The following is a 23,613-nucleotide window of genomic DNA, read 5'->3' as shown; positions in this document are numbered from 1 at the left end:
CGGTTCAGGCGTGGGTCAGGGCGTCAGCGGCGAGCTTTTCGGCACGCCAGACGCGGACGGGAAGTCGGCCGGGAATATCCTGCATCGCGGCCATGGCACAGCCGGCCTGGCCAAGCCAGCCGGCCAGTGCCGCATCATCGAAGCCCGGCCAGCGATGGGCGAAACGGGAGAGAATCTCCGCCTGGCCATGCGGCGCGAGATCAGCGACGAGCATCACGCCGCCCGGCCGCAACACGCGGGCGGCCTCGGCCAGGGCGGCGGCGGGATCTTCGGCGTAATGCAGCACCATCTGTAGCGTGACGGCATCGAAGCTGCGATCCGCCAAAGGCAGGCGGTACATGTCGGCCTGGCGGACGGTGCAGCTCTCGGTCAGGCCGCGCTCCGAAAGGCGCGCGCGGGCGAGTGCCAGCATCTCTCGGCTGGCATCCACGCCCAGCGCGCGGCGCGTGCGCGGCGCCAGGATTTCCAGCAGCCGGCCCGTGCCGGTGCCGATATCCAGCAGCGCCTCGATCCGCTCGGGGAGTGCGCGCAGCAGCGCGGCCTCGATGGCCAGGGCATCCAGGTCCAGGGCACGCAGCTCGTCCCAATCCATCCCGTCCCGCTGGAAGGTGTCCGAAGCGGCGCGGGCGCGTTCGGCGGCGATGCGCGCGGCCTGGCGGCGGTCCGATTGCAGCACCGGCTCATCTTCCGGCATGCGGGCCAGGATCACGCGGGCCAGTTCGGCCTGGGCGGGGACCTGGAAATAGGCGTTGGAGCCCTCCGGCAGGCGCTCCAGCAGGCCCGCCTCGGTCAGCAGCTTGAGGTGGCGGGAGAGGCGCGGCTGGGACTGGCCCAGCACGGCGCAAAGCTCCGTCACGCAAAAGGCGCCCCGCGCGCAAAGCGCCAGCAGCCGCAGCCGGGTCGGCTCGGCCGTCGCGCGCAATTGGGAGAGGAGCGAATCCATGGCTTGCAAATGGCATAAAGATATCCTTATGTCTAGCCTATGGCTTGGTCTCTCGACGCCCGCATTCCGGTCTGCCTCCTGCCCGACCCGGCCGCCCTGGCCGGGGCGCTGGCCATGGGCAAGCCGGCCGCGCTGCTCACCGCGGAACACCCCGGGCCTTTGCCGGAGGGTGCGGTCGCCACCGCCTCCTTCACGCCGGCCATCACCACCCACCTGGCCGCCTGCGCGTGCTGCCAGGGGCGCAGCCCGGCCGCCCAGGCGCTGGATCAGCTGTTCCAGGCCCGGGCGCGCGGCCAGAGCAAATGGTTCGACCGCGTCCTGGTCCTGGCGGAGGGCCTGGCGGGCGAAGCCGTGCAGGCCGCATTGCGGGAGGATTCCATGGCTTCGGCACGCTTCCGGCTCGCGGTACCCGTGGCAGGCTGAGGCACCCTTGGCGATGCAGCCCGCCCCCATGGCGGAGAGCTTCGCTGATCGCGCTGGCTGTCCTATAGCTTTCTGCAAAGAAACCGGAGGCCGCCCATGATACGTCATCTCGCGCTTGTCGCATCCTGCCTGCTTGCCGCGCTGTCACCGCTGGCGGCGCAGAGCTTCCCGCAACGCCCCATCACCCTCGCGGTCGGTTTCGCGCCGGGCGGCAGCACGGACATCGTCTCGCGCCTCATCTCCGAGCGGTTCGGCGCCAATCTGGGCCCCGAGGCCCGCGTCGTGGTGGAAAATCGCCCCGGCGCCTCGGGCATCGTGGCGGGTGACTGGCTGCGGCGCCAGGCGCCCGATGGCCATACGCTGATGCTGATCGAAGTCAGCTCCCACGCCATCGCCCCCGCGGCGCTGGTGGGCGGGACGCCCTTTGATCCGCTCGCGGATTTCACGCAGATCGCCATGATCGGCACGGCGCCGATGATCCTGATCGCCTCGCCCAGCTTCCCGGCGGCCAATGCGCAGGAGGCTGTGGCCCGGCTGCGCGCCTCGCGCCCCGAGGAATTCGCCTATGCGACCTCGGGCGTCGGTTCCATCCCGCATCTGGGCGTGGAAATGCTGGCAGCACAGCTGGGGGCGCGCTTCACCCATGTGCCCTATCGCAGCGGCGGCCTGATGCTGACGGCGATCCATCAGGGCGAGGGGCAATTCGGCATCGCGGTGCTGGCCTCGGCCGCCGGCCAGGTGCGGGGCGGGCTGGTACGCGGCCTGGCGGTGACCAGCCGCGAGCGCTTTCCCTCCTTCCCGGAGATTCCCACGCTGAATGAAGCCGCCATGCCCGGCTTCGAGCTGACGACCTGGAACATGATCATCGGCCCGCCCAACATGCCCCCCGCGGTGCTGGCGCAGCTCAATCGCGCGCTGCTCGGCGCGGTCGCCGATGCGCCCCTGCGTGAGCGCCTGCTCCAGGCCGGCGTGCTGCCCTGGGCTGGCGAGAATACGCCCGAGACGACGCGCGCCTTCCTGACCGCCGAGGTGCAGAAATACCGCGAGGTCGTGGCGCGCACGGGAATTCGCCTGGAGCGTTGATGCCAGCGCCTTTACGCCCGATACTGCCCGCAACGACGCTCAGGAAAGCCAGCATAATGGACGGTTCGATCAGCCCCAAGCCCGCACGCCCCATGGCGCGCGGCCGCCTCTTCTTCGCCAATCCGGGGCCGACCAACATCCCCGATTCCGTGCTGGCCGCGACGGCCCGCGCCAGCATTGATTTCAACGATCCGGCGTTCCTCGCCGTCTATGATGCCTGCTTCGAAGGCCTGAAGAAGGTGCTGAAAACCAAGCAGCATCTGTTCATGTACACCGCCTCCGGCCATGGCGCCTGGGAAGCCTCGCTGGTGAACACCCTCAACCCCGGTGATCTCGTGCTGATCCCCGAGACCGGGCATTTCTCGGATAGCTGGGCCAAGATGTGCGGGACGCTCGGCTTCGCCGTGCAGCAGGTCCCCGCAGATTGGCGGCGCGGCGTGGAAATCTCCGCCATCGAGGCGGCACTGGCCGCCGATACCGGCCACAAGATCAAGGCCGTCTGCTGCGTGCACAACGAGACGGCGGCCGGCACGCGCATGCCGCTGGATCAGGTGCGCGCCGCGATGGACCGCGTGGGCCATCCGGCGCTGCTGATGTCGGACACCATCTCCTCCCTCGGCTGCTATGATTTCCGGATGGATGAGTGGGGCGTGGATGTCTGCGTGGGCGGCAGCCAGAAGGGGCTGATGCTGCCCACCGGCTTCAGCTTCACCGGCGCCTCGGAGAAGGCAATGGCGGCGCATCGCGCCAGCACCCATCCGCGCCATTATTTCGACTGGACGGAGATGCTGGCGCGCCGCCAGAAAAGCTTCGTCGGCACCGTGCCCACCACGCTGTTCTATGGCCTGCAGGAAGCGCTGCGGCTGATGCTGGTGGAGGAAGGGCTGGACAATGTCTTCGCCCGCCATGCCCGCCTGGCCCGCGCCGTGCGCGCCTGCGTGCAGCATTGGTCCGGCAATAACGGCCCGCAGCTGTTCTGCCAGAACCCCGAGCGCTGGTCGGACAGCGTGACCGCGGTGCTGATGCCCGAAGGCTTCGATGCCGAACCCGTGCGCAAGATCGCGCTGGAGCGGTTCAACGTCTCCACCGGCGGCGGCCTCGCGAAGCTGTCCGGCAAGGTGTTCCGCATCGGCCATCTGGGTGATCTGAACGAGCCGATGATCATTGGCACGCTGGGCGCCATCGAGATGGCGCTGGGCCTGGCTGGCGTGCCGCATGCCAAGGGCGGCGTGCAGGCGGCGCTGGACAGCCTCGCCGCAGCGTAGCAGGCGGCTGAAAAGGGTTGGATCGCGATAGGGCTTTGCCCTCTCGCGTCGTCTTCGCTTTGCGGCCAACCGCACCAGGAAACCCGTTTCTTGGATCTTCTTGTATACAGATGCACCCCGGCCCTGACGAAGGTGCAGGAAACCGGTTTCCTGCCGGGGAGTTCGAGGGGCTGGCCCCTCGACCCCATCGCCGGGGTTTCCGCAGCAGGCTGGGGCGATTGCGCCGTCTTGGCTTTCGGTGAAGCCACTCCGGTCAAGGAATGTCTTGCGGCGCACGCGCCGATCATCCGCGCCCCGCGCCCGGACGGGGCCGGGCTGCCCTTTCAGAAGTGCTCGGCCCGCAGCACCTGGCAATCCGTGATGTTCACGATGGCCGGGCGCGCGCCGAGCAGTTCCTCCTTCGCTTCGACCACGCGCTCGGCCACGGCCGGGCCGCAGATGCAGATGATCACCACATTATCCAGCACGCCGGAGAGATCCCCGCCGCGCCGCACGCCCTGGCGGCCGCGCCCGGAGAGCACCGGCAGCAAGGTCCAGCCCGTCGCGCCCAGGCGGTCCAGCAGGCCGGTCACCTCCTCGGCGCGGACCGCTTCCACCACGATCTCGATGCGTTTGCGCGAATGCATCATGAGCCTATCCCGGCGAGGCGAATCCAGAGCGGAATGCCGATCAGGATATTGAAGGGGAAGGTGATGGCCACGGATAGGGTCACGTAGATGCCCGCATCGGCGCGTGGCAAAGCGAGCCGCATCGCCGCTGGAACCGCAATATAGCTGGCTGAGCCCGCCAGCACCGCCATCAGCGCCGCACCACCCGGCGAAAGCCCGATCAGCCCCCCCGCGAGAAGCCCAGCGGCTCCGCCGATCAACGGCATGGTCAGCCCGAAGGCGATCAGGATCAGCGGCAGGCCCTTGCCGCTCGCGCGCAATTGCCGCACCGCCATCAGCCCCATTTCCAGCAGGAACAGGCAGAGCGCGCCGGGGAACAGCGCCTCGGTGAAGGGCGCCAATTGCCGGCGCCCGGGCTCACCCGCCAGATAGCCGATGAGGAAGCTGCCCATCAGCAGTACCACCGGCCCGTTCAGCAGCACCTCCCGCGCCAGCTTGCGGGCATTCAGCTTGGGCGAATCGCCCGCCCCACCCAGCCGCGCGAGGAGAATCGCGGTCAGGATGGCCGGTGTTTCCATCACCGCCAGCACGGCCGGCATGAAGCCCTCCTGCGCGACACCCAGCGTCACCAGCGTGCCCGAGGCCGCGGCGAAGGTGACCACGCTGACCGAGCCATAATGCCCCGAGACCGCCGCGGCCGTCTCACGGTCCAGCCGGGAGACCAGGCGCAGCAGCAGGAAGGCCGGCAGCGGCAACAGGAAGGAGAGCAGGACGCCGGTGCCCAGCGCGGCCCAGAGCCCCTCCGCCGCACCCGGCATCGCCAGGGCCGCGCCGCCCTTCAGACCGATCGCCACCATCAGGTAGAGCGAGAGGCTTCGCGCCAGGGCTTCCGGCACGGAAAGCTCGGCCCGCAACGCGCCGGCGCCGAAGCCGAGCGCGAAGAACATGACCGGCGGCGGGATCAGGGTCAGGAAGCTGGACACAGCGCCGCTGTAGCCGGAACGACGCGGCACGGGAACATTCCCCGCCGAAAATTGCGCGTCCGGAAACATCGCCCCACGGAACATGCGGGTGAGCGAGGTTGACCAAATCGTGACGCTGAAGTGAGCATGCGGCCGGGCGTCTGGCGCCCGCGTCCAAACCGGAGGATCCCCATGCCCGAAGCGGGCCTTTCGCTCTCGCCCGAAGCCATGCGCCAGCGTGCCCTGGAAACCCTGGCCTCGCTGGTCGGCGGCACCTTCTGGGAGAAGATGCGCATCGAGGCCGCGGCGCGCATCATCGTCACCGCGCGGCGGGTGGCACTTCTGGCCGCCAGCGATGCGCTGGAAGGCAATCCCCCCCAGGGCCTGATCCTGCCCATCGCCGCGCGCTGGGACGCGACCGCCATGACTGCCATCGAATTCGCGGAAACCCTGCAGACGGCCGAGATCGTCGCCCTCCTGGAGGAGGCGCCCGGCTGGGCGGAGGCGATCTGGGGCGAGCAGACGCGCCTGCCCGATGCGGAAAAGGCGCGGCTGCTGCACCGCCTGTAACCGCCCGCCCGCCCCCTATAATTCGTAATCCGGCAGATGCCAGCGATAGGTCCGTGCCGCCGTGGCCAGGGTGCGGGTTTTCTGGAATTCCGAGCTGCCGATATCACTATCCTCAAGCACCTGGATGGCGGCGTTGGGCGTGACCACGAAGCAGCGCTCGCGAAAGGCCAGGGTCGCCGCCGCGAGGGCGCCGATATCGAAGGGCAGGTCCCGCCGCTTCACCAATTCCAGCAGGAAGGGAAACACCTCGAAGCGCAGCCCCACGGCGTGCGAGCCGATGGCCGCGCCATCGCTGCGGTAGAGATGCCGCCCCGCCGGGGTGATCGCCTCACGGTCCCAGTTGTATTGCAGGGTGCCGAGTTGCAGCACCAGCCAATCGGCCGGCAACTCCGCCCGCGCCGCGGCCAGAAGTGCTGCGAAATCCCGATGGAAGGCCACGTCATCATCCAGGACGAGCAGGGTCTCCACCCCATCCCGGAGGGCACGCTCCAGGATCTCCTGCCAGGTGATGAGGTAGCCCAGCGCGCCGGCGGAGGCGATGGCCTTGCGCTGCGTCCGTGCCTCCTCAAAGGCGATGCGCGCCTGCTGGCTGTCATGGTCGCGGTAGAATTGCCAGGATGACGTCACCGGGCGGACGCCCGTGGGGCGCGGCAGCAGCGGCTGCGCGGCATAGGCCTCGAACTCCGCCGCGACGCCGGGCAGGCGGCCATCCACCGCGGCCACGCGCGTGGCGTGAATGCCGGCCCGGGCCAGGCGATCCTGCATGGCCACCCACCGGTCCGGGCGGCGATCCAGGTTGATCACGCAGACCCGCTGAAAGACGTCATTCACCGCATCGCCGCCGCGCCTTGGCGGCGGGATGGCCCGCCAGCCCACCTTGGCGCGCACCGCGTCGGGTTCCGGCACGGGCTGTGGCGGTGGGCGGTGATCCGGCGCGCAGAACATGGAGGCGCCGAGATCGGGCAGGCTGGGCAGCTTGCCGGAGCCCGAAGCGGATTGCGCCAAGGCAAGGCGCGCCAGCCATTCCGCCAGGGCGTCGGGCTGCTGCGGATCAACATCCCCCGCCGCCAGGAGGAGGGCGGGCGGGGCCAGCACGAGGCAGGGCGCCATGCCGTCCTCATCCGCCGCGGCGCGGCCCACCCGCAGCCGGTCATCCGCGCCGCGATGCGCCAGCAGGGCAGCCCCCGGATAGGCCTCCAGCAGGTCCAGCGCGGCCTTCACCCATTCGCCCCCGGCGAAGCGGATTTCCTCGGTCGCGAGGCAGAGCAGCCGCCCACCCAGACGGCCGGCCAGGTTGATCGCCCGGGCCAGGCGCATCGCCGGCGTGTCCGATGCCTCGGCCAGCAGATGCAACTCCACCGGCAGGCGCAATTCGTCCAGCCAATCGGCCAGCGCGGCATCGCCCGAGAGGTTGCAGAGGATCACCACCCAGTCGGTCTCCGTCCAGGCTTGCGCCTGCCAGGTTTCCAGCGCGGCCTGTGCCGCATCCCGGGTTTCGGCCAGCAGCAGGAAGATGACCTTGGGGCGTGGTGTGGGCTGCAGGGTCAGCGGCCAGGCACGGCGAATCAGCGCGTCCTGCACCAGCGATGAATCAAAGCGCGAGCGCGTGGCCTTGGCCGAGTGATCATAGATGGTGTCGAAGCCACCTTCCTTCTCGTTCTGCCAGGCCAGATGCCGCGGACGTTCGAGGGCGACCATCGGGATGCCGCGCTTCTGGGCCAGGAGCGCCACGTAGATGTCAGCCATGTTGCGATGGCCGAAATCGGCCCAGCGCAGTTTCAGCGTGTCGCTGTGCGCGCAGAAGGCATTGGTGCCCAGCACATGCACGGTGCGGTCGCCACGCAACGGGTTGCCGAAATGGAAGGTGCTGCGCGATGCCGCCGCGTAATAGCCGGCAATCGGCTGGCGCAGCAGCACGCCATGCAACGCGACGAAGGCCTGGTTTCCGTAGCGGCGCAGCCCTTCCACCATCACCCGCGTGAAATGCGGCGCGAAAACGAGGTCATCATCCACGATGATCCGGTAGCCGGGCTCCTCCAGCGCATCCACCCAGCCGAATTTCCCCGCATCGCCCTTGTCGTCCCAATCCTGCGAGCGGCGGAATTCCACGCGCGGGTGGTGCAGGAATTCCGGCACATCGGCATAGCCGTTGAGGAAGACGCGCACGCGGTCGCATTGCGGGAGCAGGCTGGCCACCGCCTCGGCCAGCATCTCCCGCCGATCGGGGATCGAGGCCATGGAAGCGATGACCGGCGCGCCCAGATCATGCCGCAGCCGGGCCTGGTGGCTCCCGGGGTCCAGGGCCAGGGCTTCGATCCGCTGCACGGCGAAGCTGATGCCAGCCTCCGGCGCCAGCGCGATCAGGTAGCCGCGCAGCCTTTGTGTCCGCGCCGGCACATGGATGACATGCTCCGAGGTGCCGGGCGGGCAAGACAGATCAGGGCCCAGGGGGGCGCCGCGCTCATTCACCACGCGCAGGAACAGACCCGGATCGCGCGCCGGATCCGGCAGGCTGAGGGTCACGCGGATGCACAGCAAAGGCGCGCCAGAGGCCGGCCAATACTCCGAGGCAATGCCCGGCGTGCCGCCCCCCTGGCGCAGCTCCACAACCCCGCCTTCCCGCAAGGTGACCGCCTCATGGTCTTTCCAGCCGGTCCAGCTGGTGGCGGTTTCGTCATGGCGCAGCGGCGTCAGCTGGAGCGCCGGGCGGGGGAAGGTGTCACTGGGCGGGACGGCGCTGGGCGGGGCGGGCTGTTCCCCGCCACGCCGCATCAGCGCGCCACCCCAGGCATCGAGCCGGGCTTCCATCTCGGCCAGATGCACCCCGAGCAGCGCGGCCAGCGCGGCCTCGGTCAATGGCCCGCCCTGCCCGGTCATGACAGCGCCGCCGGCAGCTCGATCGCGGCGCGGGAAAACAGCACCACATCCTCCGAACTCAGCGGCAGCTGGGGCAGGACGGCCGCCACGATCTCAGGCAGCAGGCCGATGATGGCGGCGATGGCCGCGCGGTCACTCGCCTCGGGGATCAGCGCCATCACCTTGGCGCGCGGCCCGCCCGGCCCCACGCGGAACACCGGGCCGAAGTGATCGGCCTCCTCGCCCGGCCAGGCGCGGGCAAAGAGCGGCCAGCTCGGCCCGGGGCGAAACTCCAGACGCGGCGCAACGCCGCTCAGCCCCAGCTTGAAGCGCACCGCCGCGCGCGAGGCATCCTCCAGCGGCAGATCGGGGATGGTGAGGTCGAGATGACGGTAATGCGGCGGCTTGGAGCGATATTCATTCACGGTGACGATGAAGCGCCCATCACGCGCGCGGGCCACCGGCTCCTTCGGGCGGATGGTCGTCGCCTCCGAACTGGCCGGAGTGGCGAGTGGCCGGGGCGGCGCCACGCTGACCCGCCCGGCCGGGGGCAGGGGCTTGGCCGGCGGTGGGATGGGGGGTGGCAAGCCGGGCAAGGGCTCGGGTTCTGCGGCTGAGGCCGGGACCGGCTGGAAGGGCAGGCAGCCACCGAGCGCCGCGCGATGGGCGCGCGCCGCCGCAAGCAGGGCATGCCCGGGCGTCGCGCCACGCGGCCAGTCCATCCGGGCGATCAGCCCCTCATCCACCAGCCGCTCGGGCGAGACATAGCGCGTGCTGACGGCGCCGTGCAGCGTCAGATCGGGCGTGTTGCTCAGCACCTCGTGATAATTCCGGTACTCGGCGCTGCCGCCCCAGTAGTTCCGGCGTTCCAGCGCCTCGCGAATCCGCTCCGCCACATGGGGCAGGAATTTGAAATGCAGAATGGCCAGATGGCGGGGCGAGAGGAAATTCGCGTCATAGGGCCAGATATGGTGCGGGTTCGCCATGAACTCGCCGGGCTTCAGGCGAAACAGCGGGTACTTCACCATCTCCGGATTGAAGGCCGGATCGGCGGCGGAAAAGACACGGCGGCGGGGCCCGCCCTTGACCGAGAGCACCTCCCGGTAGCGGCTCTCCACATAGCCGGTGCGGTCATGGAAGGGGTAGCTGTCCAGCAGTCGCTCGCCGGCGCGGTAGCCGGTGTTCAGCAGCGGGCCCTGCGCATACATGTCGAGCAGGAAGCCGCGCACCCGCCAGATGCCGCGCCGCTCCATCTCGGCCGCCAATTCCTCGAAGCCGCGCTGCGCGCTCTCCTCGAAGACGACATGCTCATCCGCATCCACATAAAGGAACCAGCGCTCCAGCCCGTAGCTGGCGATGGCGCGGTTGATCCAGCCCTGCTTGAGCTTCCAGTCAAAGACGCCGGGGCGCTGATAGAGGTCCACATCCGGCTGGGCCGCGAGGTATCCGAGCGAACCATCGGTCGAGCCATTGTCAATGAAACAGAAGCGCCGGATGCCCCCCGCGCGGTAATGCCGCAGAAAATCCGCCAGCCGGTCCCCCTCATTGCGGATCACCGAGATCAGGATGGGTGAGATGCGCGATGGCAGGGGCTGGACGGAGAGGCTCAGCGGCGCCAGCGAAACGCTGGCGAATTCGCGCTTCACCTCCTGCACATAGCCGGGTTCTTCTGCCATCCACCCTTCCTGCATGAGGGGGGGACGGGTTTCAAGACCTCATCGCGCCGGCGCGGTCCGCGCCAGGAGGCTTTGCGTCAGGTCGAGCCGCCCGCCGAGCTGCGGCTGGTTGAAATGCGTGGGCACGGGCGCGCAGCGGCGATACTCCTCCGTCAGCAGGCTGCCCCCCATGGCGGTGGGAATGCGCTGGTTCGGCTGGGCCGGGATTTCCTGGGCGATATTGCCCGCGGCGGCGGCAAAGCGGCGCGGATCGCAAAACCCCTCGCCCACGCGGCGGGCGAGGAGAGCGAGCTTCGCACGCTCCGCCGGGGTGGTGGGCAGGCCGCGCGCCTCACGGAAGCGCTGCGTCATGATGAGGGCAGCCAGGAAATACTGGTGATAGACCAGTGTACGCTGGCCGCGCTCGGCCTCCGTCGCGATCAACCCATCCTCACGGATGGCGGAGAGCGAGCGCTCCCAGGCGCGTTGTTCATGCTGGGCGAGCTGTGCATCGGGGGCCAGGATCAGGAAGCTCGCGGCATTCACCGCCGACCAGGCGTAGAGGTTATCCACCCGCCCACGCCGCGCGAAATCCGCGGTGGTGGCGAGGCTGAGGCGGCGCAGCCATGCCAGGGTGGCGGCTTCGGGCGGCGTGCCACGGGCGTTCAGCTTGAACGCCACGATATTCAGCCCGCGGGCATGGACCGCGCGCTCCACCACGCCATTGAAGTTGGCCGGGGTTTGCAGCAGGGCGCCGGCGGCAGCCCAGCCGCGCAGCAGGCCGAGCGCGCATGCGGGGCCGGGCGCGCCGGCCGCGCCATCGGCGATGCGGCCGAGATCGAGCATGAGGTCCGTCAACGGCTTCAGCATCGCGTCATGCTGGCGCCGGCGCTCGGGGTCCACGATGGAGAAATGCTCGCGATCCGCATACCAGGACACGCCGCCGAGCTGGGCCACGGGCGCATGGGCGGGGCAGGCCGCCGCCTGGCCCGAGGCGTGGCGCGGCACCACGCCCAGCAGGATGGCCGCAACCCTGATCCAGCCCCGCATCCACCGACCCTCCCGCCCCTGTCCCGGGCCAGGATAGGGCCTGATCCGCCCTGGTGGAATCGGGCCGCGTCCGGAGCTGGTGCGGCGAGATCATGGGCGGCGCGGCATCTCATGTGATCCGGCAGGTGGCAGCCTGGCCCAGCACGCCCTCGGAGCGGAGGAAGCCCTGCTGCCTCGGCGCTTGGGCGGGGCAGGCTCGATCGCCGGGACGCGGCAGCCGCCGACGGCGGCGAGGAGGGGCGTGTGTTTGCCCCGTATTGCGCACGCGATCATCGGGCCTGAGGCGCGTCGCCAGGCTTTCCAGCACGTCCGGCTCTTGGAATTGGCCGGTGCGGCGGATCACCAGGAAGAAGTGATCAGGCCCGAAAGGCCGGGCGATCGTGGCTTATGCCTGAGATGGAGCCGGCTTGCGGGTCGGGGGCATGGCGCCGGACCCTGGCGGATCAGGCTGCTGTGCCACGCGGAATATGGGCTGGCACAGCCAGGCACGCCTCCGGGGCGATACGCCCGCCGCGACCAATGCGGGGAGCCATCGAACCCTGGCGGGGAGGCCCTATTGCCGCGCCTGCATCTGCTGCAACTGCCCGCGCATCGCGGTCAGCAGGGCGGCGACCTGGTTGCCGCCGCGCTGGACGACGGCGCTGTATTCGCTGCGCTGCGTGAGCCGCAGAGACGTGCCCTCGGCCACCAGATCCACCACCCGGGGCTGGCCATTCACATCGGCCACGCGCCAATCCAGGTTGAAGGCCTCGGTGCCGGGGCGCTCCACGACGGTGGTCACCAGGACGTCATCCTCGGTGCGCTGCTGGCTGCGCCCGAGCGCGAAGCGCACGCCCTGGTAGTTGCCGAAGCGGCTGGCGAGGCTGCGGACCACGGTTTCCTCAAAGAGGCGGAGATATTCCTGCTGCTCTGCCGGGCTCGCCACGCGCCACCAGCGGCCCAGGATGAAGCGGCCGATACCCTCGATGTCGAGCGCCTGGCGCAGCAGCGTTGCCACCCGCTCCTGACGCTGCGGCGCAGTCAGCGTGGTGCTGTTCACCGCCGCGACGATGGCGTTCCCGGTGGTCTGGATGAAGGTGATGGCGCGGGTCGCATCCATCTGCGCGGCGGCGGGGCGCGGAAGGGCAAGACCCAGCCCCGCCAGAAGGGCGCCGCGACGCCCGATCGAGATCATCTGCATGTTGTCGTCACTCAGCGCGGGGTTTGGGGCGTGGCCGGGGGGAGGGTGACACCGACGCCCACGCCAAAGCCGGTGCTGCCCGCGGCATCGGGTGCCGCCTGGCCGGAATTGCGGATCTCCGCCTCACGCCGCTGACGATAGGCGCTGCGCAGCGTGGAATAGGGATCGAGCGAGGTGGCATACAGCGTATCCAGCACATCCAGCACGCCCTCACGCGCGTCCAGGATGGTCATGCCGGTGCGGACCCAGCGCAGGATTTCCACCACCTCGCCCTGGCCGAACCAGAACCAGGGGCTGGCCACCGCATCAACGCCAGCGCCGGTGAGGTCCCGCACATTGGAAGGCCCGAGGAGCGGCAGAAAGAGATAGGGCCCCTCACCCACGCCCCAGGTGGCCAGGGTCTGGCCGAAATCCTCGCCATGGCCGCGAATGCCGAATTGCCATTCCGCGACATCCACGAGGCCACCCAGCCCCAGCGTGGAATTGATCAGGAAGCGGCTCGCCGTGCGCCCGGCGCGGTCCATATCGCCCTGCAGGAGGTCATTCATCAGGATCGTCGGCGCCCGCAGATTGCCGAGGGCATTGCGAACGCCCTCCCGGACCGGGCCCGGAACCAGGGTGCGATAGGCCACGGCAGCCGGCCGCAGAACAACCGTATCCAGTGCGTTGTTCACTTCGTAGAGGCCGCGGTTCAACGGCTCGAGCGGGTCGTTATTGGCCTCATATTCAGCCAGGGCCTCCGGATCGGAAGCGGGCGGACGCGTCGCGCAGCCGGCGAGGCCGATGACGATCAGAGCGGTAGCCAAAAGAGGGCCGAAGCGCATGGGTGGAACCCGACCTTTCTGAATACGGCCGGTAAAGCCGCAGCGACGCCAGCCTTGCCAAGGCCTTCACGCTTTAAAAGCACAATCAACCCCTGTCCGGCAAGTTGCTGGCGTGTCACGAAAAGTCACCGCCACAATTCAAGCCCCTTGCGAAAACGCGACTCCGACGCCAAAACCACCATCATGGACAACGCTGTGCAGAACACCTTGGAACGCTGGCTCACGGGACCGCGTGTCGGCACCTTGCCGTCACCGAACAGTCTTCCCGCGCCCAAACTCTCCTTTGAATTCTTCCCGCCGAAGAATGAAAAGTTGGAAGCGGACCTCTGGGCCTGCATCCGCCGGCTGGAACCCCTGGCACCGCGCTTCGTCTCCGTCACCTATGGCGCGGGCGGCTCCACCCGGGCCCGCACGCACGACACCGTCTCGAAGCTGGCCAGTGAAACGACGCTGACGCCCGCCGCCCATCTGACCTGCGTGGGCGCCACGCGGGAAGAAGTGGACGAGGTGGCGCGCGAATACTGGGCTGCCGGCGTGCGCAACATCGTGGCCCTGCGGGGCGATCCGCCGGCCGGCGCCAGCCAGTACACGCCGCATCCGGGCGGCTATGCCCAGGCCGAGGACCTCGTTCGTGGCCTGCGCCGCATCGCGGATTTCGACATCAGCGTGGGCGCCTACCCGGAGACGCACCCGGCCGCGCTCTCGGCCGATGCGGATCTGGATTTCTTCAAGCGCAAGATGGATGCGGGCGCCAACCGGGCCATCACGCAGTATTTCTTCGATACCGATGTCTATCTGCGCTTCCTCGACCGCTGCCACGCGGCCGGGATCACCCTGCCCATCGTGCCGGGCATCCTGCCGGTCTCCAATTTCGCGCAGGTGAAGCGCTTCTCCGCCATGTGCGGCGCCTCGGTTCCGGCCTGGCTGGAAAAGCTCTTTGAAGGGCTGGATGATGATGAAGCCACGCGCCGCATGGTGGCCGCGACGGTCGCCGCCGAGCAGGTGCGCATCCTGCAGGCCAATGGCGTGGATGAGTTCCACTTCTACACGCTGAACCGCCCGGACCTGACCTACGCCATCGCCCATATCCTCGGCGCGCGGCCGGTGGCTGCGGCATAGAGCGGCTTCGCCGAAAGGTCAGAGGGCAAACGGCTCCGGCCTTCTGTCTTCGCTTAGTTTCCGGGCCGCCTTGCAATGAGGCGGCTGCTTCGGCAGGTGGCTGAACCGGCCACACCGGACACGGACCGCGCGGATCACGCGGCGGGCACCCCGCATCTCGATGCGTACGCCCGATCCATACGTGAATTCATGGAGCCCGGAAGCAGCGCGTTCTGGCGCCCTGGAGGCGCGAGGGAGGCGCCATTTCGCATCCTCCGCTCTTCCCGCCGGCCTATGGGACGGCGTCCAGCTCGCAAGCCCCTGCCACTGGCGGCGCGGCGGACCGTCAAGGCGAATACAGCGCCGCCCCGCCAGGATCAGAACTTCATCCCGGCCAGCCAGAACACGAAGATCAGAAAGCTGAGGCAAGCCAGGCCCGTGCCCCAATAAGCCAGGGCCGAGGGCGTTTCATCCTCAAAGCGCTGGCGGCGGGCGGCGACGTAATCATTGGTGTTCATGGCCAACTCCTGTTCGGTTCCGGTCGTGCCCCGAACCGTGACAGGGTTCGGGATCTGCACCCCACGGAGCAACCCCCGTGCCAACCCGAATTCAGCCCCGCGCGTCGGCAATCAGCCCCTTCATGCGGGCGATGACGGCGGGAAGCCCCTCGAAGACCGAGGCCGAAATGAGGAAATGACCGATGGAAACCTCGCTGATTTCTGCGATGGCGGCGATGGGCGTGATCGTCTCATAGCTCAGGCCATGGCCGGCATGGCATTGAAGATCAAGGGTTTTCGCGTAGCGCGCCGCTTCCGCCAACCGCGCGGCCAAGGCTGGACGCGCTTCGGCCGACGCATCCGCATAGGTGCCGGTGTGCAGTTCGATCGCCTGGGCGCCCAGTTCGGCGGTTCTTGCAATTTGCAATGCATCCGGCTCCACAAAAAGCGAGACCTCGATGCCAAGCCCGGCCAGGCGGCGGATCGCCTCCGCCAGGAAGGGGCCGGCGCGCAGCACATCCAGCCCGCCTTCGGTGGTGAGTTCGGCGCGCTTCTCGGGGACGATGCAGACTGCTGGCGGGCGCAGCCGCTCGGCCAGGGCCACCATCTCCTCCGTCGCGGCCATCTCGAAGTTCAGGCGGGTCTGCACCTCGGTGGCGACGCGCTCCAGGTCACGGTCCCGGATGTGGCGCCGATCCTCGCGCAGATGCATGGTCACGCCATCGGCACCGGATGCCATGGCGAGGCGCGCCGCCTCCACCGGGCAGGGAAACGCCCCGCCGCGGGCGTTCCGCAGCGTTGCCACATGATCCACATTGACGGAAAGGCGCATCAGACCCGTGTCCTTCGGTGTTCGGCGAGTTGAGCCGCCAGGCGAATCGCCGCGATCAGGCTTTCCGCACTGGCGATGCCCTGCCCCGCGATGTCCAGCGCCGTGCCGTGGTCCGGGCTGGTGCGGATGATGGAGAGGCCGAGCGTCACATTCACGCCGCCCGCCATGTCGAGCGTCTTGATCGGGATCAGCGCCTGGTCGTGATACAGGCAAATGGCGGCGTCATAGGTGGGGCGCGCATGGGCGGTGAACATCGTATCCGGCGGCCAGGGGCCGGTGGCGGCGATGCCCAGGGCCCGCAGCGCCGCCACGGCCGGCGCCACGATGGCCTGGTCCTCCCGGCCGAGCGTGCCGGCCTCGCCCGCATGCGGATTGAGCCCGGCAATGGCGAGGCGCGGTGCGGCGATGCCGAAATCCCGGCGCAGCGCGTCATGCGTGATGCGCGCATGCTCGATGATCAGCGCCGGGGTCAGCCGCGCAATGGCGCGCGCCAGCGGTTCATGCACGGTGACGGGCACGACGCGCAGTTGCGGGCAGGCCAGCATCATGACGGGCGGCACGCCGGTGCCGGCCAGTTCGCCCAGGAATTCCGTATGGCCCGGATGTGCGAAACCGGCGGCGGTGAGGACGGATTTCTGAATGGGATTCGTCACCACGCCATCCACTGCGCCGCTGAGCGCCAGCGCCACCGCCTCGCGGATCGCCGCGATCACGGCCTCGGCCGTCGCGACATTCGGCTGTCCCGGGACGGCCGGCACCGCCAGCTTGCGGTGCAGCACCGGCAGGGCCGCGGCGAAATTCGCCTCATCCGGATGGGCGATGCGCTGGATGGGCGCGCCGGTAAGGCGGTCCGCATCATCCAGCAGCAGGAAGGCCGGCCCCGTCGCGCGCAAGGCGTGCCAAGCCTTCACGGCGATCTCGGCGCCGATGCCGGCGGGCTCCCCCATGGTCAATGCAAGCATCCCTGACCCATAGCAGAGCCGGGCGCGGCGGACGATAGGTGCCGGCCGCCTCGCAGGGCCAAAACCGTCATCCGCGGCAGCATGGGCGCCATCACGGCGATGGCCATGACGGTGCCGGTGGGATAGGAAAATCCGGTGCTTGCCAATTGCCTCCATGACCTGGCCGCGCTGGGGCCGGCCGGCCTTCCGGCGCTGATGGGCGCGTTGTTCCTGGCGGGCTTCGCGGGCGGCCTGACGCATTGCAGCGCCATGTGCGGCCCCTTCGTCCTGGCGCAAGCCGCGGCGACAGCGCCGTCGAGCCTCGGCGGCGGCGTGCTGCGGCGCCTCAGCGGCGGGATGCTGCTGCCCTATCACCTGGGGCGCGGGCTGGGTTACGCGGCACTCGGCACGCTCGCGGGTGGCGCCGGCGCTGTGCTGGCCCAGGCCAGCGGGTTGCGCTGGGTCGCCGCCTTCCTGCTGCTCTGCGCCGCGCTTTTGATGCTGGCACAGGCCTCGGCGCGGTTTTCCGCACTGCTGCCGCGGCTGGCGCTGCCGCGACTGCCGCGCTTCCTCGAAGCGCGGCTGGGCGGCCTGCTGGCGGCCCCTGGCGGCTGGGGCGGTGTGCGGCTGGGCTTGCTGCTCTCGGCCCTGCCCTGCGGCCTGCTCTATGCCGCCCTGGCGGCGGCGGCGGGTGCGGGCAGCGCTTTGGCCGGCGGGCTCGCCATGCTGGCCTTCGTCGCCGGCACCATGCCCGGATTGATCGGTGTCGCGCTGCTCGGCCGGTTTTTCGGCAAGGCGATCGGCCCTTCCTGGCGCGTGCTGGGTGGCTTGCTCTTCCTGCTCAACGCCGCCGTGCTGGCGGGCCTGGCCGTCAACCTCCTGCGCTGAATTCGGGCCGCGGGGCTTTACGCTTGCTTCATGGGGCATCTGCCAAACCCCTCGCTCTGGATCAGTCGAGGCCGCTGCGCGATGAGTACCATCCAACTGACGGGGTCCCTGCCGGACACCATCCGTGAGGATACCCCGTTATGGGAATGGATCGGGCAGCTGCGCCTCAGCATCGACCCGGCGTTGATCCGCTTCGTGGATCTGGAGGGCTTCGGCGCCAATTTCTTCGATGTCGTGCTGGACCGACGCACCGGGCTGATGACCATCACCCCCCTGGCCATGGCGGATTTCGAATGGTTTTCCATCAATAATCTCTCACCGACGATCGGTTTCAGCTTTCGCTTCTTCATGACGGACGGCTCCATCTGGACCAGCCTGAACAGCTATTCCGTGGCGCTGCAGAATGTGGATGACACGCCACCCCAGGGCCTCAGCTTTTCCAGCGGCGGCACGATCGCGGCGGGTGCCGCGGGGGCGAATATCGGCCGCCTTCTCGTCTCCGACCCCGATACCCTGACCGGCTTCACCTTCACGATCCGCGAAGATGATCAATGGATGTTCGAGATCGTGAGCGGCATGCTCAAGCTGCGCTCCGGCATTTCCATCCCCCTCGCCGATGGGCCGGAGCGCCCGATCGTCATCACGGTCTCCGACGGCTTTCAGTCGGCCGCCTTCACGCTGAAGATCGGCCTCACAGCGGCAGGTATCAACAACGGCGGAACCGTGGACCTGATGGAGCTGCACGAAACCGGCGGCGGCTTCCGCTGGACCGGCCAGCGCAACCTGTTCTCGCTGAACAGCTCCGCCGATATCGCCGCCATGCGGGATTACGGCTCGCTGATCCATATCCAGATGCGCGACGGCTCGGCCATCACGGTGGAGCAACCCTCGGTGATCGAGCTTCTGGATGGCTACATCACCTTCTCGGGCGACGGTCTCGCGGGACGCGTCTGGGCGATCTACGAGACCGTGCTCAACCGTGAGCCGCGCCACATGGAAATGGCCGCTGGCGTGGCGCGCCTGGCCGCCGGGGCCACGACATCAACCCTGGTGGGCGAGTTGCTGGGCGGCAGCGAGTTCAACGCCAATTTCGGCGGCCGCAGCAATGCGGGCTTCGCCGAGATGATTTTCCGCAACAGTGTCAATTGGAACGATCAGAACGGCATCAGCCAGCACACCGCCCGGCTGGATCAAGGCCAGAGCCGCGTCACCTTCGCGACCAATTTCGTCAATTGGCGGCTCGATTCCCTGAATCACGCGGATCAAAGGGCCGAGAATGGTGGATTCTTCGTGCCGCGAACCTGGTTGACCGCGCTGGATGCACAACAGCCGGGCGCGCCCGACCCCATCAGTTTCGGCTTCTGGCGGGCAGAGCAGGTCATCACCGGCACAACCCTCTCCGCCCAGGGGGACCTCGTCGTCTACAAGCAAGGCATTCTGGCGGAGCTGGGCAGCATCGGCACCGCCAGCCGGCTGGAACGCCTCTTCAGCGACATGACAGGCGCCCCGGTGGAATCCACCTGGGCGACCAGCTTCGCCCAGGCATTGACAAAAACCGGGACCATTCCCGTGCGGTTCCTGCAGGAATTCGTCAGGGATTATGACCTGGACCACAGCGATACCAGCCTGTTGCCGACGGGCACCACCTTCCAGTCAGGCTGGTAGCCGCATTCCGCTCTTGGCTTCGCAGGCCATCAGCCCACCACCATATCCCGATACGCGTGCCAGGTCGCATGTCCGATCAGGGGCAGCGCGATGACCAGGCCCAGGAAAAACGGCACCAGCGCCAGTCCGATAAAGACCACGATCAGCCCGGCCCAGAGCGCCATGGCGCGCCAGTTCTCCATGACCGCCTGGATCGAGACGGTGACGGCCTCCAGGAAGCTCAGCTCCTGCCGGTCCACCAGCATGGGCACGGACACGGCCGAGGCCGCGAAGGTGACGCAGGCCAGCACGAAGCCAAAGCCCGTGCCGATGATGAGAAAGGGCAGCAGGTCATCGCTGCGCAGCAGCGCGATGGGCAGTTCCGCGAGCGAGGGGGCGAAGTTCAGGCCAAAGAACAGCGCGAAGAGCAGCCCCGCGATCCGTACCCAGAACAGGTGCAGCACCAGCAGCAGAACGCCCATCATGGCGATCTGCGTCGGGTTGCGGCGAAAGGCGCCCATGGCCTCGGCCAGGGTCGTCGCCTGGCCCGCTTCGCGGCGGCGGCTGGTTTCGTAGAGGCCGGCTGCCAGCAGCGGCGCCAGGATGAAGAACCCCGCCGTGGCCGGCAGGATGGCCCAGGCGGTGCCGACTTCGAACATCAGCAGCGCGAAGACCCAGCCGCCCAGCGTCAGCACCGCGCCATAGGCAAGGCTGACGGGCTTGTTGGCCATCATGTCCCGCCAGCCCAGGGTCAGCCAGGTCCAGGGCCGATCCGTCGTGACCCGCCGCACGCGGCTGGCGCGCATCGGTGGTTCGTCGGCTTGCGACGTTGTGGTGGTTTCGCTGCTCATGCCATGCCCTCCCGCTTGGATGCGGCCCGGGCAAGCTAGCACCCCTTTCCGCATTTCGCGCCTTGATCCTGATCAAGGACCATACCCTTCTGGGATGCTTTCATGCGACGATATTGAGGCGAGGCGCCCGTAGCGCCGGCACGAGGAAGGACAAAGACATGGCTCTGGCAAGCGCGGCCCCGGCGGGCGCGATTCCCGTGCGCAGCTCCCCCGAATATGTGGAGGCGCCCATCCGCGCCTTCACCATCGCCACCATGTTCTGGGGTGTGGTCGGCTTTCTGATGGGGGTGCTGATCGCCTCGCAGCTCGCCTTTCCGCTGCTGAACCTCGATCTGGAATGGACCAGCTTCGGCCGGCTGAGGCCCGTGCACACCAGCGCCGTGATCTTCGCCTTCGGCGGCAATGCGCTGATCGGCACCAGCCTCTTCATCGTCCAGCGCACCAGCCGCGCGCGGCTCTTTGGCGGCGAGGAAATGGGCTGGTTCCTGTTCTGGGGCTACCAGTTCTTCATCGTCACGGCCGCCTTGGGCTACGTGCTGGGCGTGACACAGGGCAAGGAATACGCGGAGCCCGAGTGGTTCGTGGACCTGTTCCTGACCGTGGTCTGGGTGATCTACCTCATCGCCTTCGGCGGCACGCTGGTCCGGCGCGAGGAGCCGCATATCTATGTGGCCAACTGGTTCCTGCTCGCCTTCATCATCACCGTCGCGGTTCTGCATATCGGCAACAACATCTCGCTGCCGGTGAGCTGGGGCAACAGCTTCTCCTACTCGGCGCCGGCTGGCGTGCAGGGGGCGATGATCCAGTGGTGGTATGGCCACAACGCGGTGGGCTTTTTCCTGACGGCCGGCTTCCTGGGCATGATGTACTACTTCATCCCCAAGCAGGCTGAGCGGCCGGTCTATTCGTACCGGCTCTCCATCGTGCATTTCTGGTCGGTCATCTTCCTCTATATCTGGGCCGGCCCGCACCACCTCCACTACACCGCGCTGCCCGACTGGGCGCAAACGCTGGGCATGGTGTTCTCGGTGATGCTCTGGATGCCGAGCTGGGGCGGGATGATCAACGGAATCATGACGCTCTCCGGTGCCTGGGACAAGCTGCGCACCAACCCTGGCCTGCGCTTCTCGGTCACCGCCGTCGCCTTCTACGGCATGTCCACCTTCGAGGGGCCGGTGATGTCCATCAAGGCGGTGAACAGCCTCTCCCACTACACCGACTGGACCATCGGCCATGTGCATTCCGGCGCCCTGGGCTGGAACGGCTTCATCACCTTCGGCGCGCTGTACTGGCTCGTCCCGGTGCTGTGGAAGAAGCGCGAGATGTTCAGCGCGCGGCTGATCGAGTGGCATTTCTGGTTGGCCACCCTTGGCATCGTTCTCTACATCACGGCGATGTGGGTCTCGGGCATCATGCAGGGCCTCATGTGGCGCGCCTTCGATGAGCTGGGCTTCCTGCAATACAGCTTCGTCGAGACCGTGGCCGCCATGCACCCCTACTACGTGATCCGCATGACGGGCGGCCTGCTCTATCTGACGGGCGCGCTGCTGATGGCCTGGAACATGTTCAAGACCATCACCAGCGAGGAGCTCCTCGTACCCGCCGTGCCCTCGACCTCCGGGTCGGTCCCTGCCCGCGCCGTTGCAGCCGAGTAAAGGAGGCTCCCATGCTCAAGAAATTCACCCATGGCATGATCGAGCGGAATGTCGTGCTGCTCGGCGTGCTGACGCTCATTACCATCTCCATCGGCGGGCTCGCGCAGGTGGTGCCGCTCTTTACCATCGAGAGCACGATCGAGCGTGTGGAGGGTGTGCGGCCCTACACCCCGCTCGAACTGCTCGGCCGCAACATCTATGTGCGGGAGGGCTGCTACGCCTGCCACAGCCAGATGATCCGTCCCTTCCGTGACGAGGCGGAGCGCTACGGCCATTTCAGCCTGGCGGCCGAAAGCATGTATGACCGCCCCTTCCAATGGGGCAGCAAGCGCACGGGCCCGGACCTCGCGCGCGTAGGCGGCAAATACTCGGATGACTGGCAGGCGGCGCATCTGCGCAGCCCGCGCGCCCTCGTGCCCGAGAGCATCATGCCGCCCTATTCCTTCCTCGACCGGCCGCTGGATTATCGCAACATCCAGCAGCATCTGCGGGCGCAGCGGGCGCTGGGCGTCCCCTATTCCGACGAGATGCTGGCCAATGCCCGCGCCGATCTGGAAGCGCAGGCGCGGCCGGACGCGGATGGCACGGCCTTCTCCTCGCGCTACGCCCGCGCCCGCCAATCGGCCTTCGATGGCAATGCGGCGGTGGTGACGGAGATGGACGCGCTGGTCGCCTATCTGCAGATGCTCGGCACGCTCGTGCAGTTCCGCGACGTGACGCCTGCCCAGCTTCGGCAGCAGTGAGGGGGGCGCGCCATGCTTGAGTTTCAATCCCTCTTCAGCACGCTCTGGGTGATCTGGTTCTTCCTGCTCTTTGGCGGAATCCTGATCTGGACGCTGCGGCCCTCCAAGCGGGCCGAATGGCAACAACGCGGAAGCATGATCTTCCAGGATGACGAGAGCGGGAGGCGCTGAGACATGCCCACGAAGATCGAAAAGGACAGCATCACCGGCCAGATGACCACGGGCCATGAGTGGGACGGCATCAAGGAACTCAACACGCCGATGCCGCGGTGGTGGCTCTACACATTCTATGCCTGCATCGGCTTCGCGCTGGTCTGGGTGGTGCTCTATCCCGCGCTGCCGATCACCGGTGCCACCGGCCTGCTGGGCTGGACCGCGCGCGGCGCCCTGCCGGCGCAACAGGCGGCCGAGCGCGCGCGGATCGAGCCCATGCTGGCCAGGCTGCGCGCAGCCACGCCGGAGCAGATTGCGGCTGACCCCGAATTGCGTGGCTTCGCGCTCGCTGGCGGGCGTGTCGCCTTCGCCAATAACTGCGCGGGCTGTCACGGCGCGGGCGGCCAGGGCGCTGTTGGCGGTTTCCCGAGCCTTGCCGATGACGACTGGATCTATGGCGGCAGTTTCGAGGCGATTCAGCACACCATCCGCCACGGCGTCCGCGCGAATGAGAGCGATGAGCAGCGCGGCATCGCCATGCCGGCCTTCCAGGCGACGGGCATGCTGAACGCCACCCAGGTGAGCGATACGGCGGAATTCGTACTGAGCCTGTCCGGCCGCAGCACTGACGCCGCCGCCGCAACCCGCGGCGAGGCGCTCTACGCCGAGAATTGCGCGAGCTGCCACGCCGAGCGCGGCGAAGGCAATCGTGAACTCGGCGCGCCACGGCTGAATGACCGCATCTGGCTCTATGGCGGCGACAAGGCCGCCGTGATGCGCAGCATCGCCTATAGCCGTGCCGGCGTGATGCCCTCCTGGCAGGGCCGGCTCGACCCCGCGATGATCAACATGCTGACCATCTATGTGCATGCGCTGGGCGGGGGGGAATAGG

23 protein-coding genes are annotated in these 23,613 nt (G+C 68.2%); 11 read left to right on the top strand and 12 right to left on the bottom strand.

The features are described from left to right. Positions 1–4 precede the first annotated feature (4 nt). Positions 5–943 (bottom strand): metalloregulator ArsR/SmtB family transcription factor, encoded by a 939-nt coding sequence (locus tag LHU95_RS01995; RefSeq protein WP_248709707.1) that lies wholly within the window; start codon positions 941–943, stop codon positions 5–7. 39 nt (positions 944–982) lie between these two features. On the opposite strand from LHU95_RS01995, the gene LHU95_RS01990 reads away from it, so the two are divergent. From LHU95_RS01990 to LHU95_RS01980, 3 genes are all read left to right on the top strand, one after another. Then, positions 983–1,366, top strand: a complete 384-nt coding sequence (locus LHU95_RS01990; protein WP_248709706.1) for a hypothetical protein — start codon at positions 983–985, stop codon at positions 1,364–1,366. Positions 1,367–1,462: 96 nt separating this feature from the next. Then, entirely contained in the window at positions 1,463–2,449 is a 987-nt protein-coding gene (locus LHU95_RS01985; protein WP_248709705.1) for a tripartite tricarboxylate transporter substrate-binding protein, read from the top strand. A 56-nt stretch (positions 2,450–2,505) separates the two neighbouring features. After that, positions 2,506–3,714, top strand: coding sequence for an aminotransferase class V-fold PLP-dependent enzyme (locus tag LHU95_RS01980; RefSeq protein ID WP_248709704.1), 1,209 nt, complete (start codon positions 2,506–2,508; stop codon positions 3,712–3,714). 323 nt (positions 3,715–4,037) lie between these two features. On the opposite strand, the gene LHU95_RS01975 is transcribed toward LHU95_RS01980, so the two are convergent. Further along, entirely contained in the window at positions 4,038–4,343 is a 306-nt protein-coding gene (locus LHU95_RS01975) for a hypothetical protein (protein WP_248709703.1), read from the bottom strand. Further along, on the bottom strand, positions 4,340–5,335 hold the full coding sequence (locus tag LHU95_RS01970) for a sodium-dependent bicarbonate transport family permease (RefSeq protein WP_248709702.1): 996 nt from the start codon (positions 5,333–5,335) through the stop codon (positions 4,340–4,342). Before LHU95_RS01970 ends, LHU95_RS01975 begins: the two co-directional genes overlap by 4 nt. A 141-nt stretch (positions 5,336–5,476) precedes the next feature. On the opposite strand from LHU95_RS01970, the gene LHU95_RS01965 reads away from it, so the two are divergent. Next, positions 5,477–5,854, top strand: a complete 378-nt coding sequence (locus tag LHU95_RS01965; protein ID WP_248709701.1) for a hypothetical protein — start codon at positions 5,477–5,479, stop codon at positions 5,852–5,854. A 15-nt stretch (positions 5,855–5,869) separates the two neighbouring features. Here the strand turns inward: LHU95_RS01965 and LHU95_RS01960 are convergent, their stop codons facing one another. From LHU95_RS01960 to LHU95_RS01940, 5 genes are all read right to left on the bottom strand, one after another. Further along, a complete protein-coding gene (locus tag LHU95_RS01960) occupies positions 5,870–8,731 on the bottom strand; it encodes a glycosyltransferase family 25 protein (RefSeq protein ID WP_248709700.1) in 2,862 nt (953 codons plus the stop codon). Continuing rightward, complete coding sequence (locus LHU95_RS01955) at positions 8,728–10,386, bottom strand: glycosyltransferase family 2 protein (protein WP_248709699.1); 1,659 nt, start codon at positions 10,384–10,386, stop codon at positions 8,728–8,730. The genes LHU95_RS01960 and LHU95_RS01955 overlap by 4 nt, the downstream gene beginning before the upstream one ends. 39 nt (positions 10,387–10,425) lie before the next feature. Beyond that, complete coding sequence (locus LHU95_RS01950; RefSeq protein WP_248709698.1) at positions 10,426–11,415, bottom strand: alginate lyase family protein; 990 nt, start codon at positions 11,413–11,415, stop codon at positions 10,426–10,428. Between the two features lie 553 nt (positions 11,416–11,968). Beyond that, positions 11,969–12,595, bottom strand: coding sequence for an ABC transporter substrate-binding protein (locus LHU95_RS01945; protein ID WP_248709697.1), 627 nt, complete (start codon positions 12,593–12,595; stop codon positions 11,969–11,971). Between the two features lie 11 nt (positions 12,596–12,606). Beyond that, positions 12,607–13,419 (bottom strand): VacJ family lipoprotein, encoded by an 813-nt coding sequence (locus tag LHU95_RS01940; RefSeq protein WP_248709696.1) that lies wholly within the window; start codon positions 13,417–13,419, stop codon positions 12,607–12,609. Between the two features lie 183 nt (positions 13,420–13,602). Between LHU95_RS01940 and metF the strand changes: the two genes are divergently transcribed. Continuing rightward, the gene (gene metF, locus LHU95_RS01935; RefSeq protein ID WP_248709695.1) at positions 13,603–14,538 is read left to right on the top strand and encodes a methylenetetrahydrofolate reductase [NAD(P)H]; all 936 of its coding nucleotides are present in this window, start codon (positions 13,603–13,605) and stop codon (positions 14,536–14,538) included. A 356-nt stretch (positions 14,539–14,894) separates the two neighbouring features. Here the strand turns inward: metF and LHU95_RS01930 are convergent, their stop codons facing one another. From LHU95_RS01930 to pdxA, 3 genes are all read right to left on the bottom strand, one after another. After that, on the bottom strand, positions 14,895–15,035 hold the full coding sequence (locus LHU95_RS01930) for a hypothetical protein (RefSeq protein WP_248709694.1): 141 nt from the start codon (positions 15,033–15,035) through the stop codon (positions 14,895–14,897). 91 nt (positions 15,036–15,126) lie between these two features. Beyond that, on the bottom strand, positions 15,127–15,846 hold the full coding sequence (locus tag LHU95_RS01925; RefSeq protein WP_248709693.1) for a pyridoxine 5'-phosphate synthase: 720 nt from the start codon (positions 15,844–15,846) through the stop codon (positions 15,127–15,129). Next, complete coding sequence (gene pdxA, locus LHU95_RS01920; protein ID WP_248709692.1) at positions 15,846–16,808, bottom strand: 4-hydroxythreonine-4-phosphate dehydrogenase PdxA; 963 nt, start codon at positions 16,806–16,808, stop codon at positions 15,846–15,848. The genes LHU95_RS01925 and pdxA overlap by 1 nt, the downstream gene beginning before the upstream one ends. A 135-nt stretch (positions 16,809–16,943) precedes the next feature. On the opposite strand from pdxA, the gene LHU95_RS01915 reads away from it, so the two are divergent. Together LHU95_RS01915 and LHU95_RS01910 are read left to right on the top strand one after the other, a co-directional pair. Further along, the gene (locus LHU95_RS01915) at positions 16,944–17,675 is read left to right on the top strand and encodes a sulfite exporter TauE/SafE family protein (protein WP_248709691.1); all 732 of its coding nucleotides are present in this window, start codon (positions 16,944–16,946) and stop codon (positions 17,673–17,675) included. An 81-nt stretch (positions 17,676–17,756) separates the two neighbouring features. After that, on the top strand, positions 17,757–19,340 hold the full coding sequence (locus LHU95_RS01910; protein ID WP_248709690.1) for a hypothetical protein: 1,584 nt from the start codon (positions 17,757–17,759) through the stop codon (positions 19,338–19,340). Positions 19,341–19,369: 29 nt separating this feature from the next. On the opposite strand, the gene LHU95_RS01905 is transcribed toward LHU95_RS01910, so the two are convergent. Beyond that, a complete protein-coding gene (locus LHU95_RS01905; RefSeq protein ID WP_248709689.1) occupies positions 19,370–20,170 on the bottom strand; it encodes a DUF2189 domain-containing protein in 801 nt (266 codons plus the stop codon). A gap of 158 nt (positions 20,171–20,328) precedes the next feature. On the opposite strand from LHU95_RS01905, the gene ccoN reads away from it, so the two are divergent. From ccoN to ccoP, 4 genes are read left to right on the top strand one after another with little or no spacing between them, the layout of a single operon-like run. Next, entirely contained in the window at positions 20,329–21,825 is a 1,497-nt protein-coding gene (ccoN, locus tag LHU95_RS01900) for a cytochrome-c oxidase, cbb3-type subunit I (RefSeq protein WP_248709688.1), read from the top strand. A gap of 11 nt (positions 21,826–21,836) precedes the next feature. After that, entirely contained in the window at positions 21,837–22,568 is a 732-nt protein-coding gene (ccoO, locus tag LHU95_RS01895; RefSeq protein WP_248709687.1) for a cytochrome-c oxidase, cbb3-type subunit II, read from the top strand. A gap of 12 nt (positions 22,569–22,580) precedes the next feature. After that, positions 22,581–22,739, top strand: a complete 159-nt coding sequence (locus tag LHU95_RS01890) for a cbb3-type cytochrome c oxidase subunit 3 (protein ID WP_248709686.1) — start codon at positions 22,581–22,583, stop codon at positions 22,737–22,739. Positions 22,740–22,742: 3 nt separating this feature from the next. Next, positions 22,743–23,612, top strand: coding sequence for a cytochrome-c oxidase, cbb3-type subunit III (gene ccoP / locus LHU95_RS01885; protein ID WP_248709685.1), 870 nt, complete (start codon positions 22,743–22,745; stop codon positions 23,610–23,612). The last annotated feature ends 1 nt before the right edge of the window (position 23,613 follow it).

It is taken from the genome of Sediminicoccus sp. KRV36, from assembly GCF_023243115.1.
Classification (GTDB): Bacteria; Pseudomonadota; Alphaproteobacteria; order Acetobacterales; family Acetobacteraceae; genus Roseococcus.
Note: the sequence above shows the minus strand (reverse complement) of the source record. Positions and strands in the feature narration are given on the sequence as shown.

Coding starts and splice junctions, on each gene's coding strand:
- LHU95_RS01995 (WP_248709707.1), bottom strand. CDS start 943: ATGGATTCGCTCCTCTCCCAATTGCGCGCGACGGCCGAGCCGACCCGG.
- LHU95_RS01990 (WP_248709706.1), top strand. CDS start 983: ATGGCTTGGTCTCTCGACGCCCGCATTCCGGTCTGCCTCCTGCCCGAC.
- LHU95_RS01985 (WP_248709705.1), top strand. CDS start 1,463: ATGATACGTCATCTCGCGCTTGTCGCATCCTGCCTGCTTGCCGCGCTG.
- LHU95_RS01980 (WP_248709704.1), top strand. CDS start 2,506: ATGGACGGTTCGATCAGCCCCAAGCCCGCACGCCCCATGGCGCGCGGC.
- LHU95_RS01975 (WP_248709703.1), bottom strand. CDS start 4,343: ATGATGCATTCGCGCAAACGCATCGAGATCGTGGTGGAAGCGGTCCGC.
- LHU95_RS01965 (WP_248709701.1), top strand. CDS start 5,477: ATGCCCGAAGCGGGCCTTTCGCTCTCGCCCGAAGCCATGCGCCAGCGT.
- LHU95_RS01960 (WP_248709700.1), bottom strand. CDS start 8,731: ATGACCGGGCAGGGCGGGCCATTGACCGAGGCCGCGCTGGCCGCGCTG.
- LHU95_RS01955 (WP_248709699.1), bottom strand. CDS start 10,386: ATGGCAGAAGAACCCGGCTATGTGCAGGAGGTGAAGCGCGAATTCGCC.
- LHU95_RS01950 (WP_248709698.1), bottom strand. CDS start 11,415: ATGCGGGGCTGGATCAGGGTTGCGGCCATCCTGCTGGGCGTGGTGCCG.
- LHU95_RS01945 (WP_248709697.1), bottom strand. CDS start 12,595: ATGCAGATGATCTCGATCGGGCGTCGCGGCGCCCTTCTGGCGGGGCTG.
- LHU95_RS01940 (WP_248709696.1), bottom strand. CDS start 13,419: ATGCGCTTCGGCCCTCTTTTGGCTACCGCTCTGATCGTCATCGGCCTC.
- metF (WP_248709695.1), top strand. CDS start 13,603: ATGGACAACGCTGTGCAGAACACCTTGGAACGCTGGCTCACGGGACCG.
- LHU95_RS01930 (WP_248709694.1), bottom strand. CDS start 15,035: ATGAACACCAATGATTACGTCGCCGCCCGCCGCCAGCGCTTTGAGGAT.
- LHU95_RS01925 (WP_248709693.1), bottom strand. CDS start 15,846: ATGCGCCTTTCCGTCAATGTGGATCATGTGGCAACGCTGCGGAACGCC.
- pdxA (WP_248709692.1), bottom strand. CDS start 16,808: ATGCTTGCATTGACCATGGGGGAGCCCGCCGGCATCGGCGCCGAGATC.
- LHU95_RS01910 (WP_248709690.1), top strand. CDS start 17,757: ATGAGTACCATCCAACTGACGGGGTCCCTGCCGGACACCATCCGTGAG.
- LHU95_RS01905 (WP_248709689.1), bottom strand. CDS start 20,170: ATGAGCAGCGAAACCACCACAACGTCGCAAGCCGACGAACCACCGATG.
- ccoN (WP_248709688.1), top strand. CDS start 20,329: ATGGCTCTGGCAAGCGCGGCCCCGGCGGGCGCGATTCCCGTGCGCAGC.
- ccoO (WP_248709687.1), top strand. CDS start 21,837: ATGCTCAAGAAATTCACCCATGGCATGATCGAGCGGAATGTCGTGCTG.
- LHU95_RS01890 (WP_248709686.1), top strand. CDS start 22,581: ATGCTTGAGTTTCAATCCCTCTTCAGCACGCTCTGGGTGATCTGGTTC.
- ccoP (WP_248709685.1), top strand. CDS start 22,743: ATGCCCACGAAGATCGAAAAGGACAGCATCACCGGCCAGATGACCACG.